Origin of the sequence: Mycolicibacterium sp. lyk4-40-TYG-92 (genome assembly GCF_030209435.1) — a bacterium.
In the GTDB taxonomy this organism is placed as follows: Bacteria; Actinomycetota; Actinomycetes; order Mycobacteriales; family Mycobacteriaceae; genus Mycobacterium.
The window spans coordinates 187,270-200,529 of sequence record NZ_JARVRX010000002.1 but is presented as its reverse complement, the minus strand read 5'-3'; the positions used below and the strand labels follow the sequence as shown (position 1 = coordinate 200,529).

Here is a 13,260-nt window from a genome sequence, read left to right as displayed (position 1 = left end):
CTTGCTCCTGACGTCGCGCTGTCGTGCCCAATCGGCACGTACGTGCGACGTTAGTCGCGAGTCAGCTTGCGGTGGGTCACTCTGTGCGGACGCGCCGCTTCGATTCCAAGTCGTTCCACTTTGTTCTCTTCATAGGCACCGAAGTTGCCTTCGAACCAGAACCATTTCGCCTCGTCCTCGTCGTCACCTTCCCACGCGAGGATGTGGGTGCAGGTGCGGTCCAGGAACCAGCGGTCGTGGCTGATGACCACGGCGCAACCGGGGAACTGCTCGAGCGCGTTCTCCAGCGAAGACAGGGTTTCCACGTCCAGGTCGTTGGTCGGCTCGTCGAGCAGGATCAGGTTGCCGCCCTCTTTGAGGGTCAGCGCCAGGTTCAGCCGGTTGCGCTCACCACCGGAGAGCACGCCGGCCGGCTTCTGCTGATCGGGTCCCTTGAAGCCGAACGCCGACACGTAGGCCCGCGACGGGATTTCGTTCTGGCCGACCTCGATGTAGTCGAGCTTGTCGGAGACGACCTCCCAGACCGTCTTCTTCGGGTCGATGCCCGCGCGGCTCTGGTCGACATACGACAGCTTGACCGTCTCACCGACCTTCACCGTGCCGCCGTCCGGCTGCTCCAGGCCCACGATGGTCTTGAAGAGCGTGGACTTACCGACACCGTTCGGGCCGATGACGCCCACGATGCCGTTACGCGGCAGGGTGAAGGACAGGTTCTCGATCAGGACCCGATCGTCGAACCCCTTCTTCAGGTTGTCGACCTCCACCACGACATTGCCCAGCCGCGGCGGCGTCGGAATCTGGATTTCCTCGAAGTCGAGCTTCCGGGTCTTCTCGGCCTCCGCGACCATCTCCTCGTAGCGTCCGAGGCGCGCCTTGTTCTTGGCCTGACGGGCCTTGGCGCCCGAACGCACCCAGGCCAGCTCGTCCTTGAGCCGCTTCTGCAGCTTCTGGTCCTTCTTGCCCTGCACCTCGAGACGCTCGGCCTTCTTCTCCAGGTACGTGGAGTAGTTGCCCTCGTACGGGTAGGCGCGGCCGCGGTCGAGCTCGAGGATCCACTCGGCGACGTTGTCCAGGAAGTACCGGTCGTGGGTGACGGCCAGGATCGCGCCCTTGTAGTCGGCGAGGTGCTGTTCGAGCCAGTTCACGCTCTCGGCGTCCAGGTGGTTGGTGGGCTCGTCGAGCAGCAGCAGGTCGGGCTTGCTCAGCAGCAGCTTGCAGAGTGCGACACGGCGGCGCTCACCACCGGAGAGGTGGGTGACGGGCTCGTCCGGCGGCGGGCAGCGCAGGGCGTCCATGGCCTGTTCCAGCTGGGAGTCGATATCCCAGGCGTCGGCGGCGTCGAGTTCCTCCTGGAGCTTGCCCATCTCTTCCATGAGCTCGTCGGTGTAGTCGGTGGCCATCAGCTCGGCGACCTCGTTGTACCGGTTGAGCTTGGCCTTGACGGCCACGCCGGCCTCGACGTTCTCGCGGACGGTCTTGGTCTCGTCGAGTTCGGGCTCCTGCATCAGGATGCCGACGCTGGCCCCGGGTGCCAGGAAGGCGTCGCCGTTGTTGGCCTTGTCGATGCCGGCCATGATCTTCAGGACGCTGGACTTACCGGCGCCGTTGGGGCCGACGACACCGATCTTCGCGCCGGGCAGGAAGTTCAGGGTGACGTCGTCGAGGATGACCTTGTCGCCGTGCGCCTTACGGACCTTGCGCATCGTGTAGATGAATTCGGCCATGCCGTGGTCATGCCTTTCGTTGGCTGTTCGTCGTAGCGTTCTCGTAGCGCGAGCCCCGGCTCACTGGATCGGGCGCGGCTCCGCGAAAACTCGCTGACCATCCTAGGCAAGCCACCAAATCGCGCGGTGGCGCGGTCGGGGCGCCCCGCGATGGGCCGCGGGTGGCGCCCCGACATATCCCTACGCCGACAGCACCAGATCGTCGGAGTTCTCGGTATCGGTCGACTCCGGGGCCGCCTGGGGCTGCTCCAGTTCTACCGGGCTCGGCCGGCGGGGATCGATCTTGACCTGGCAGCGCGCCATGTCCGGACCGACGGACGTCGCCCTCACCTCCATCGATGACCGGCGGTTGCCTTCCTTGTCCAGATACTCGTTGGTGAAGATGTGGCCGACGACCACCACCGGATCGCCCTTGAACAACCGGCCCGCCACCCCGTCGGCCACCCGGCCCCAGCAGTTGACGGTGACGTACAGCGAGTTGCCCGGCTCCCAGCCGTCGTCGGTCTTCTTCCGTGAGTTGCTCGCCATCCGGAACGTGGCGAGGTTGCTCTCCCCGGCCCGACGTGCCACCACGTCGGTGATCACGTTGCCGACCACGGTGAACGGTGTCTCGAACATGTGCTTCTCCATCCATTTCGCTGTTGCCGGCGTTCTCGTCGGCCTCTCGCGTCCATTGACCCGTCAGGCACCGACAAAAGAACCGGCGCCGCCCCCAGGGCGGCGCCGGTTGTGGATGAATCGCGAACTGTGGATAACCCGGGCTCGCGTGCCCGGCCCGAGCTACTCGGCCTCGATGGCCTTCTTGGCCTTACGTCGCTGCAACTCCCGCAGATCGAACTTGATCCAGCCGATCGAGTCGACGGTCGCCAAGTCCGCCAGGATCGCCCGCAGCTCGGCGAGGAAGGCGGTGCGCCGCTCCTCCAGATCGGGGGCCGCTTCGAGGAGCTTCTGGTCCGCGACCACCTGGCGCGCCGTGGTGAACAGCAGCGCCGACACCGACTCGTTGCTGCGGATCCGGCCCTGCGCGACGTACTGCCGGCCGATTCCGAGAGCCCGCTTGGTCAGGTCCTTCTCACTGATGTCGGGCGGCGTGCCCCGCAGCACGTCGGCGACCAGTTCGTAGGCCTCCAGGAACGGCCGCAGCATCGCGCCGGCGATGATCGGCCGCTTGGCCCGCAGCATCGCGTAGATGGCCTCGCCGCCTTCGGCCAACTGCTGCTCGCAGTTGGCCTGCCACGACATCTCCTCCAGGATGTGCGCGCGGAACGACGCCGAGTCGGCGAAGTAGAACTCGAACTTGAGCAGGTCGCGCAGCCGCATCACCTGCGTCCAGAAGGCCTCCACCGGATCGGATTCCGCCTTGGCCGCGTGGGCCATGGCCAGCTCGACGATGGCGGTTTCCAGGAACGCGTCGATGGTCGTGTTGCGGTAGAACGCCGCCTCGTGCTCGTCCTCCGGAGCGATGTACCAGACCGGCTGGCGGCCGGTGTCGACGGCGGTGATCGGATGACCGCCGGACATCGCGTCGAGCGCGGCCCGGACCCCTTCGGGGGTACGCAACCGCAGCGCCGAATTGGTCATCGGAATCTGTTTGCGCTCAAGGTAATCCAGCGCATCCTGCAGGGTGTGGTGCAACTGGTCCAGTGTCAGCGCCAGGCCCCGGGTGGTCAGCAGGAGCGCCGACACCAGGCCGTTCGCGTTGATCGGCGTGGCCCGCAGGATGCGCCACGCCACCTCGAACGCCATCTTCTGCAACGCAAGGCGTTTGAGCGCAGGATCGGTGGCCGCCGGACCGTCGGGCGGCCCCAGCTGTTCGCGCATCGAGACCGCTTTGGGGAACCGCACATAGATCTTGCCGAAGTTCCGGTCGCCCTGCGCCTTGATGTAGTGGTACAGCCAGCTCAGGCCTTCGGGGGTCTTCTCACCGCCGCGGGCGTACGCGGCGTACTCGGCGGTCTCGTGCAACTGGTCGAAACTGATGGAGACGGGCTGCAGCAGGATGTCCTCGCTGCGGCCGTCGAGGTAGGCATCGGCGACGTACGCCAGCAGGCCGAGCTTGGGCGGCAACATCTTTCCGGTCCGGGAGCGGGTGCCCTCGATGGACCAGTTGAGATTGAAGCGCTTCTCCACGATGTACCCGACGTACTCCTTGAGGACGTACTTGTACAACGGGTCGCCGGCGATGTTGCGCCGGATGAAGATGACGCCGGAGTGCCGGAAGATCGGCCCCATCAGACCGAACGCCAGGTTGATCCCGGCGAAGGTGTGCACCGGCGGCAGGCGGTTCTCCTGCATCGCCACCGGCACGATCACGCCGTCGAGATACGACCGGTGCGAGAACAGCAGCACGGCGGGGTGCAGCTCCAGCGCATGCCGCATGGCCTCGACCTGGTCACGGTCGTAGTCCACGTTGGGATCGAAACCCCGGCTGAAGATGGCACGCCCGATCTTGGGGATGAAGTCGACGGAGAACCGGCTCCAGCCCGTCGACAGCTCGTCGAGCATCTCGCCGGCCTTCTCGACCGTGGCGCCGGGGATTTTCTCCAGGCCTTCCCGGAACCTGGCCGACGCCAGCACCTCGGGCTTGACCAGCCGGGGTGACTTGTATTCGGGCCCGAGCAGCCGCAGCTCCACCCGCTCGATGGCGAGTTGCGCCCGGCGCAGCACGAATCGGGCGAATTCCCTCGGGTTTTCGGCGGTCGTGGTGTCTTTCCACTGCTGCCGCAGCTGCCCCACCGTGGCGGGCTCACCGGCCACGACCCGGGCCCGCAGGGGGTCCTTGCGCAGGATGCGGCGCTGCAGCAGCTCCGGTGGCCGGTACCGGTCGCGGCCCGAGATCAGCGAGACGATCTTGGAGCGCGTCGGCAGCCCGGCGGGCACCCAGAACACGCGGACGGGCACCACCGACCGGCCTTCGTCGGCACCGAGCAGTTCCACCAGGCGGGCCAGCGTGCCGGGCGACGGCTCACCCTCGGTCGGCAACCGGAGCACCTCGAGGCGGGTATCCGGGTGCTGCTTGCGTTGGTGCGCCAGCCAGTCGTTGAGCAGGTCCCACTCGGCGGCGGAGCCGACCGCGGTGAGCACCAGGGCGTCGTCCGTCGGGTCGAAGCTGGCGAGGTCGTCAGCGGTGTGCTTCACCGTCGGCCCTTGGCGCTGCGCGGTTCATCGCCGCTGTCGTCGGGCGAGTCCCCGGGTTCGGCCGGCGCCGCCACCCGGTGGTACAGCGGATTGTCGGGCACCTTGTCGTGGGGCCACTTTCGGAGGGTGTCGAGATAGAGCTGCCGCACCTCCGCGATGCGCTCCGACAGGTCGTCGAGCGTCCAGTCCTCGACCGAGATCGGCGGATACACGACCACGTCGACCTTGCCCGCGTGGAAGGTCGACGAATCACGCGCGGCGATCACCTCCGCGTTGCGGATCACGATCGGCACGACGGGGATACCGGCGGCCATGGCCATCCGGAACGGCCCCTTCTTGAACTCGCCGACCTCGGTGGTGTCCAGGCGGGTGCCCTCGGGTGCGATCAGGATCGAAAGACCTTTACGAGCAAGCTCTTCCATCTTGTGGAGGCTCTCGATGGCCGAGGCGGGATCATCGCGGTCGATGAACGCGGCGTCCATCACCTTGCCGATGGTGCCCATGATCGGGTTGCTCTCGAGTTCCTTCTTGCCCACCGAGGTGAAGTTGTCGCTCACCAGTGCGCCGGCGATCATCGGGTCGGCCTGGTTGCGGTGGTTGAAGATGAACACCGCGGGCCGTTGCGCCCGCAGGTTTTCCGCGCCGAGCACGTTCAGGTCGATGCCGAGGGTCGCCATCAACGCCTTGCTCCACGCCGACGTGAAGAAGTTGACGCCCGTGCGCCGGCTGCCGGTCAGCAGACCGAGCCCGAGGGCACCGGCAGCGACCGGCGCCAGCGACGCGATGCCGGCGACGGTCCGTAGCTGCGCGATGGGGCTGCTGCCGCTGCGGCTGGAGAACTTCAGCACCGGCCAACCACGTTTGGCGGCAACCGATTCCAGTTTGGCGGCCGGGTTGGTGGGCCGCGGATTGCCGACCAGGTACATCAGGGCGACGTCTTCGTCACCGTCGGCGTAGAAGTAGCTCTGCGCCAGGTCGACACCGTTGTTTGCCGCGAAATGCTGTGCGGCGTTGGCCTTTCCGGGTCCCCACAGCACCGGCCTGACCACCTCACCGGTGATGAGTCCGTCCTCGTCCGTCTCGAACTTGTTGCACAGCACGTTCTTGATGCCGAGGAAGTTCGCCACCGGTTCCACCTGGACCGTCAGCGCCGACGAACTCAGGACGACGGTGTGGCCGCGCGCCTGGTGCGCGCGGACGAGCTCGCGCATCTCGGGATAAATTCGCTTCTTGATGTGCTGGATGAACAGCCGCTCGCCGAGCTCGTCGAGGTCACTCAGCGAATTGCCGTTCAGCATCCGCGCGCCCCGGCCGATCAGATCCTCGAACTCGGCGCGCCCCAGCTGGTGGTTCACCGCGGCCTGCACCATGCCGATGAATTCGCCGACGCCCATCTGGCGCCGGCGCAACCGGTCCTGCGTCATGATCACGCCGGTGAACCCGGCCACCAGGGTGCCGTCCATGTCGAAGAACGCACCGACCTCCGGCCCCTCGGGGCTGGCCAGAATCTCCGCCACCGAGCCCGGCAACCGGGCGTTCCGGAACTCGCCCGCGTAGTCGTCGTCCGAACTCATTGTGCGGCACCCCCGTTCACTGCCGACTCGACCTGTTCGTCCGACAACTCGAACGACGCCGGAATGGCCCGGCCGTCCCCACCCAGGGCCAGCACCTCGTTGAATCCGTCGAGCAGGCAGCGGGCCCACAGCTCCGAATCGTTGATCGAAGCCCGGTCGTAGCGGGTGCTGACGGTGACCCAGCCGCTGCGGGAGATGAGCACCGCCATCATCGCGACCCCGGGTAGCGGCCCGATTCCGTAGTGCCGCACCACCTTTGCGCCGGCGATGTAGGTGTCGACCGGCGGGCCGGGCACGTTGCTGGCCTGCACATCGGAATTGACCACCGAGCCGGCCATGGACTCCAGCAGGGGGTCGGGCACCAGGTTCAGCAGCGGCGCGACGACACCGACCACCTCGATGGCGCGCTCCTCGCGCTTGCGGGTCATCTGGGCGCGCACCTTCTGGATGCGCTTGCGCGGGTCGACGACGCCGATGGGCGCGGCGATGTTGACCCCGGCGAATCTGTTGCCACCCGCCGGGTCCGAGTCGGAGCGCACATTCACCGGCACCGCCATCGGCAGCGACGCCACCGGGATGCCCTTGGCCTCGTGGTAGAGGCGCAGCGCGCCGCACAGCGCGGCGAGGTAGGCATCGTTGATGGAGCCCTCGGCGGCCTTGGAGGCCTTGTGCAAATCGCTGAACTTGATGTCGATCGCCTCACTGCGCGACGCCAGACCACGCCGGCGCAACACCGGCGACGGCGGCGCCGCGGGCGTCATCACCCGCCGGCTCGACCGGACGTAGTCGACCACCCCGCCGACCGCGTCGGCAGGATCCCGCATCATCCGCCCGAGCAGACCCGCCGCGCCGCGCGTGGCATCGAGGACGTTGTTGGCTATGCCCTTCGGCAGCGCGTTGATGCCTTGGCGCGCAAGGTCGTTCGGCGACAGATCTTCGGGGATCGGCAGCGGCGCCGACGGCCGCGGCGCGGGATCCCGCTCGAGGTCGTAGAGGTTCGCGAACATCTCCATGCTGCCCACACCGTCGGTGACGGCGTGGCTCATGTGCACGATGTTGGCGGCGCCACCACCCGGCAGCCCTTCGACCAGCGTGGCCGTCCACAGCGGACGGGAGATGTCGAGCGGCGACTGCAGCGCCAGCTCGGCGAAATCGAAGACCTCACGCAGCGTGCCCGCGCCGGGGGCGCGCACCCGGCGCACGTGAAAATCGAGATTGAAATCGGGATCGACCACCCAGCGCGCCGCCGCCGTCGGCAGGCTCGGCATCACGACCTTCTGCCGCAGGCGGATGGCCTTGCGGGAAGCCTGCTCGAATCCCGCGCGGTACCGCTCCCAGTCCGGGGTGACGTCCAGCAGTTCGACACCCATGATGCCGGACCGGGTGCGGGGGTTGGCCTCCCCGCGATGCATCAACTGATCAACCGCACTCAACTCTTCGGGCAACCCGGCCGTGTCAAAATCCGGCACGTCGCTCATGGCTGTCGCTCTCCTCCGTCGTTGCCCAGCGCTGGACCCTAACGCTAGTCCGCCGCCGGGAACGGCGCGGGCAATACCGCTGTTGCCATGGCCACGGTCCAGAAGCGTCGGGATAGACTTCCTGCGCGTTGCCTCCGTAGCTCAGTTGGATAGAGCAAGAGCCTTCTAATCTCTAGGTCGCAGGTTCGATTCCTGCCGGGGGCGCTCATCGGTCTCGGCGTCGATGACCGTCTCCGACGGCGTCGTCCGCTCCCACAGCACCGCACCCACGCAGGCCGTCACGACCCAGCCGATTCCACTGATGCCGCACCAGGTGAGCACCGCCATCGCCACGCCGATGGGCCCGAATTCGTCCCACCCGCGCAACAGCGGCGGGAACACCAGGCGGGCGGCCAGCGGCAGAATGGTCCCCTCGATGACCACGCCCGCCAGGCCCGCGAGTACCAGTCCGGCCCGGCCCCGGGTTCCGCCGCGCACCAGTAGCCCCGGAGTGAGGGTCCAGAAGACCCACACCGGGATCAGCGACACCACGAATAGGAGAAGCTGCGACCAGCCGTGATGTTCGGCGCCGAAAGCGATGCGTTCCCGCAAGCCGATCATGAACAGGTAGAGCGCGAACCACGTGGCACCGCGCCACAGCTTGCCGCCCCAACCGAAGGGCTTCCGGCGCCAGGCCTTGGCAAAGATGCCGGCGATGGTCATCGACATCGGGATACCCCACGCCAGGAACCCGGCGACGCCGAAGAACGTCCACGTGGACCGTAGGCCCGACGCCCGGCCGAACGCCGCCCGCACGTGATCGGTCAGCGGTGACACGAGCCCGAGCTGCCGGCTCACCACGACGCCGGGGCTGGCGTTGTCCGCGAACCCGGTGAGATAGCTGAAGCCGATGATCGCGAGCGGGATCACGGTCGTGAACAGCTGGACCGACACGACCGTCCCCAGCGTGCCGCCGTCGATCTCGTTGAACCGGTTCACGACCGCAACAATGGGCCGCAGGCGGCGCATCTCCGCCAACTGCCGGTACCGGTCTTCGACGCGCTGCCGCAATGCCGGCGAATCTGCGTCGGTGCTCATGGTCCCCTTCCTCTGGACCCGCGCATTGTGCCCGCTGAATCAGGCTCGGCGCGACGAAACGCTCAGACAATGTCAGAACCGGCACCGCAGCTTCGACGTCGCAGGAAGCACGCCGCCGCCCCCGGCCGGCTGCCAACGCGCTGCCTGGATTTCACCGAACAGCCAAGCAGCCCTGGCACGCTCGCCGACATGGTCCACAACGTGCACATCAAGACGGTCGACAGCGGCATCATCTACGAGAACGCGCTGTCTTATGGGGTCAAGGACAACGGCCTGCTGTGGGTCCAGGTCGGCGCCGATGCCGAAGGGTCGAACGGCGACGCGTCGGACACGATCTTCTTCAGCGCGTCCTACTGGCAGCAGTACTGTGTCGACCCCAAGAGCGACGATCCGCTGTCCCTCGACGAGCTCGCCTTCTCGGACGACGACGAGGACGAAGACGACGACTGACGGCCGTCCACTGCTGCCGGGTCCGGGTCAGACGGTCTTCGTGATGCCGTAGTAGGCGACGATGTCGTCGGTGTCGGCGGTGGAGCTCGTGAGCGTCGCGTACGAGCGCAGGAACGACTGTCCGAGGCAGCCGTCGACCTTGATGTGGACGTCCTTGAGGGTGATGCGCGCCGGCGCCGCCTTGAAGGACTTCTTGTCCACCGGAACCTGGGTCACCGTGCCCGGCTTCGGGTGGACCTCGATGCTGCCGACGAGCGGGAACGTCACGCCGGTCGGGATGGCGCCGGTGAAGAGGTTCGCGTTGGCGGTCGAGGCACCCACCGACCCCACCAGACGGATCTGCCCCAGCTCGATACCGCACCCGATCTGATAGCCGGCCTCCAGCGTGCCACCGGTCAGGGTGCCTTTGCCCTTACCGGTCACCGTGCCCGTGAACGTGCCGCCCACCAGGTATTCGCGCGAGCTCACGGCGGTGGTCAGCGGCGCGATGGGCAGCTCGGTCTCATCCTTGGCCGCCACGGTCAACGTCCAGCCGTCCGGCGAGGTGACAGTGGCCGGTTCGTCGGAGGCCACGACGCCGGTATCCACCGGCGGACCCGCATCGCCGACCGGCGCGGGGTCGGCGAACGCAGCGGTCGCTGCCCCGAACGGGAGCAACATGCCCACAGCAGCAACCACAGCAAAACGCGTCAACATGAACTTCGGGCACCCTTCGTCACCAACTCCACAGCAATCGCACAGTTATGTCGCAGATGGGCGCACAAGGGAAGGTTTTGACTCACGTGAGTCAAAACACAGGCCATAGGCTGGGGTGGTGTCCGATCTCGTACTGACGCAGGTCATCGACCGCGTCGCACTCATCACGGTCAATGATCCCGACCGCCGCAACGCGGTGACCGCGGAGATGTCAGCCGGCCTGCGGGCCGCGATCAACGCTGCCGAGGCCGATCACGGCGTGCACGCCGTCGTCGTGACGGGCGCCGGTAAGGCGTTCTGCGCCGGCGCCGACCTGACCGCGTTGGGCGCTGCCACCGTGAACGGTCTGCGGGTGATCTACGACGGATTCCTCGCGGTGGCCGACTGCACGCTGCCCACGATCGCCGCGGTGAACGGCCCGGCCGTCGGGGCGGGCCTCAATCTCGCGCTCGCCGCCGATGTCCGGATCGCGGGGCCCGGGGCGATCTTCGACCCGCGATTCCAGAAGCTCGGGATCCATCCGGGCGGCGGCGCCACCTGGATGCTGCAGCGAGCCATCGGTCCGCAGGCCGCGCGGGCGGCACTGTTGTTCGGCATGAAGTTCGACGCCGACGCCGCCGTGCGGCACGGCCTGGCACTCGAGGTCGCCGACGACCCCGTCGCCGCGGCACTGACGCTGGCCGCTGGTCCGGCCGCGGCGCCACGCGACGTGGTGTTGGCGACCAAGGCATCGATGCGCGCGACGGACCACCCAGGCGTACTGGACTACGAGCAGCACGCGAAGGCGGTCGACATCGAGATCGTCCCGCAGGCGGCCTCGATCGAGTCACCGGAATTCGCCGCCCGATTGGCTGCTGCCAAGCAGCGGTGATCAGGCGTCGAGGAGCGCCAGTTCGGGCGCTTCGATGAGGGCCCGCAGTTCGCCGAGGAACGCGGCCGCCCCGGCTCCGTCGGCGATGCGATGGTCGAAGGCGCACGTGAGTGTCATGGTCGGTCGCGCCACGACCTCGCCGTCGCGCACGACGGCACGGGGTTTGAGCGTGCCCATCCCGAGGATCGCCGCCTCCGGATAGTTGATGACGGGGACGCCTTCGTCCAGGCCCAGCGCCCCGAAGTTCGACACCGTGAACGTCGAGCCATGCAGTTCAACGGGTTTCAGCGTGCCGTCGCGCGCGGAGCGGATCAGCCCTTCCACCGCCCAGGCCAGTTCCCGCGTGGAGAGGCGCCCGGCATCGCGGACCACCGGCACCAGCAGGCCGCGCGACGTCGCGACGCCGATGCCGAGGTGCACCGATTCGTGGAGATGCACGCTCGCGCCGTCATCGGTCGGCACCCAGGTGGCGTTGAACTCGCGGTGGTGCCGCAGCGCGATGGTCAGCAGCCGCAGCGTCAACACGAACGGTGTGACGGTGGCATCGGCCCCGGCCAGGGTGTCGCGTACCCGGAGCAACTCGGCGCAGTCCACCTGAACCGACGCGTGCGCGTCCGGTATCTCCCTGCGTGACACCGACATCCGGCGCGCCATCTCGGCCTGAACTCCGCTGACGGGAACCAGGTCGGCATCGGCGGTCTGGTGCGCCGAAGCCAGCACATCCTGGCGTGTGACGATATCGTTCGGGCCCGACGGCACCACCCCGGACAAGTCCACGTGCAGGTCTGCCGCCAGCTTGCGCACCCGCGGTTTGGCTCGGGGCCGGCGGCGGGTGGTGTCGAGGTCGGCGTCCGCGCCGTACCCCACCAGCACGGGTTTGCGGCCCGGAGACTGGGCTTTCGGCTCTTCGGATTTCGGCGCCTCGGATTTCGGTGCAGGGGCGGCCTCAGCCGCCGGCTCGTCGGTGGCGATGCGGACCAGCACGGCGCCCACCGCGAGCGTCTGCCCTTCTGCCCCACCGAGTTCGGCCACTACCCCGGAATACGGGCTGGGTATCTCCACAGCAGCCTTGTTGGTCTCGACGGTGCACAGCACCTGATTGAGGTCGACGGTGTCCCCCACTGCCACCGCCCAGGACGTGATGGTCGCGTCTTCCAGTCCCTCGCCCAAGTCAGGGACCAGAAAGTCCCGTGTCGCGGTCATGGCTGGCTCATCGCCTTGTGCACGCAGTCCAGCAGCCGGTCGACGCCGGGCAGCCACAGTTTCTCCAGCCGGGCAGGCGGATAGGGGGTGTCAAAGCCGGTGGCGCGCAACACGGGTGCCTCCAGGTCATAGAAGAGTTCTTCGGAGATCCGGGCGGCCAGTTCGGCGCCGAACCCCAGGGTGCGCGGCCCCTCGTGCATGACCACCGTCCGTCCGGTCTTGCGGATCGACGCCGCGATGGTGTCGAAGTCGAGCGGGTTCAGCGACCGCAGGTCGATGACCTCCAGGTCGTGGCCGTCCGCGAGATCCGCTGCCGCCAAGGCGGTGTCGACGAGCGAGCCGTACGTGATGACCGTGACGTCGCGCCCGGTCCGCCGCACCGCGGCCCGCCCGATCGGCAACGCCGGCACGCTGGTGTCCAGCTCGCCCTTGGTCCAGTACCGGCGCTTGGGTTCCAGGAAGATCACCGGGTCGCGGGACGAGATGGCCTCACGCAGCAGCCAGTACGCGTCAGACGGCGTCGACGGGATGACGACTTTCAGCCCGGCGGTGTGCAGCCAGTACGACTCGGTCGATTCCGAATGATGCTCCACCGCACCGATACCGCCGAACGACGGGATGCGGATGGTCACCTGCATGTCGACATCGCCATGAGTACGCATCCGGTACTTCGCGAGGTGGCTGACGATCTGGTCGAACGCCGGGGCGGCGAATCCGTCGAACTGGATTTCGGGTACCGGCACCATGCCACGGACCGCCATGCCGATGGCGATCCCGACGATCGCCGACTCTGCCAGCGGCGTGTCGAAACACCTTGCTTCGCCGAAGGTTTCGTGCAGACCGTCGGTGACGCGGAAAACCCCGCCCAGCTGTGCGACGTCCTCACCGAACACCAGGACCCGGTCATCGGCGGCCATGGCGTCGTGCAGCGCGCGGTTGATGGCCTGCGCCATTGACACGGTGGCGACCGTGGCCGTTGTCCCGGCGGGCTCCGGCTCGTCGGGCTCCGCGTCACCGGACCACGGCGGTCGCTCGATGAGCTGCGTCAT

Annotated in this window: 10 protein-coding genes and 1 tRNA gene; 3 read left to right on the top strand and 8 right to left on the bottom strand. The window is 67.6% G+C overall.

The features are described 5' to 3' along the window. Positions 1–50: 50 nt before the first annotated feature. The 5 genes from ettA to QRN63_RS05650 all read right to left on the bottom strand — a co-directional run bounded on the left by ettA (position 51) and on the right by QRN63_RS05650 (position 7,914). On the bottom strand, positions 51–1,724 hold the full coding sequence (gene ettA, locus QRN63_RS05670; protein ID WP_073696752.1) for an energy-dependent translational throttle protein EttA: 1,674 nt from the start codon (positions 1,722–1,724) through the stop codon (positions 51–53). Positions 1,725–1,904: 180 nt separating this feature from the next. Further along, a complete protein-coding gene (locus QRN63_RS05665; RefSeq protein ID WP_267319328.1) occupies positions 1,905–2,342 on the bottom strand; it encodes a single-stranded DNA-binding protein in 438 nt (145 codons plus the stop codon). 162 nt (positions 2,343–2,504) lie between these two features. Beyond that, a complete protein-coding gene (locus QRN63_RS05660) occupies positions 2,505–4,862 on the bottom strand; it encodes a glycerol-3-phosphate 1-O-acyltransferase (protein ID WP_285029885.1) in 2,358 nt (785 codons plus the stop codon). After that, the gene (locus tag QRN63_RS05655; RefSeq protein WP_267319330.1) at positions 4,859–6,436 is read right to left on the bottom strand and encodes an HAD-IB family hydrolase/lysophospholipid acyltransferase family protein; all 1,578 of its coding nucleotides are present in this window, start codon (positions 6,434–6,436) and stop codon (positions 4,859–4,861) included. Before QRN63_RS05655 ends, QRN63_RS05660 begins: the two co-directional genes overlap by 4 nt. Next, positions 6,433–7,914, bottom strand: a complete 1,482-nt coding sequence (locus tag QRN63_RS05650) for a wax ester/triacylglycerol synthase family O-acyltransferase (protein WP_285029884.1) — start codon at positions 7,912–7,914, stop codon at positions 6,433–6,435. Before QRN63_RS05650 ends, QRN63_RS05655 begins: the two co-directional genes overlap by 4 nt. A gap of 130 nt (positions 7,915–8,044) precedes the next feature. Between QRN63_RS05650 and QRN63_RS05645 the strand changes: the two genes are divergently transcribed. Beyond that, positions 8,045–8,118 (top strand) — tRNA-Arg (locus tag QRN63_RS05645). A gap of 942 nt (positions 8,119–9,060) precedes the next feature. Then, positions 9,061–9,441, top strand: coding sequence for a hypothetical protein (locus QRN63_RS05640; RefSeq protein ID WP_285029883.1), 381 nt, complete (start codon positions 9,061–9,063; stop codon positions 9,439–9,441). Positions 9,442–9,468: 27 nt separating this feature from the next. On the opposite strand, the gene QRN63_RS05635 is transcribed toward QRN63_RS05640, so the two are convergent. Continuing rightward, positions 9,469–10,137, bottom strand: a complete 669-nt coding sequence (locus QRN63_RS05635; protein WP_267319333.1) for an MspA family porin — start codon at positions 10,135–10,137, stop codon at positions 9,469–9,471. Positions 10,138–10,255: 118 nt separating this feature from the next. Between QRN63_RS05635 and QRN63_RS05630 the strand changes: the two genes are divergently transcribed. Then, on the top strand, positions 10,256–11,008 hold the full coding sequence (locus QRN63_RS05630; RefSeq protein WP_267319334.1) for an enoyl-CoA hydratase: 753 nt from the start codon (positions 10,256–10,258) through the stop codon (positions 11,006–11,008). Here the strand turns inward: QRN63_RS05630 and QRN63_RS05625 are convergent, their stop codons facing one another. Continuing rightward, on the bottom strand, positions 11,009–12,211 hold the full coding sequence (locus QRN63_RS05625; RefSeq protein ID WP_285029882.1) for a dihydrolipoamide acetyltransferase family protein: 1,203 nt from the start codon (positions 12,209–12,211) through the stop codon (positions 11,009–11,011). Continuing rightward, positions 12,208–13,260 (bottom strand): alpha-ketoacid dehydrogenase subunit beta, encoded by a 1,053-nt coding sequence (locus QRN63_RS05620; protein WP_285029881.1) that lies wholly within the window; start codon positions 13,258–13,260, stop codon positions 12,208–12,210. The genes QRN63_RS05625 and QRN63_RS05620 overlap by 4 nt, the downstream gene beginning before the upstream one ends.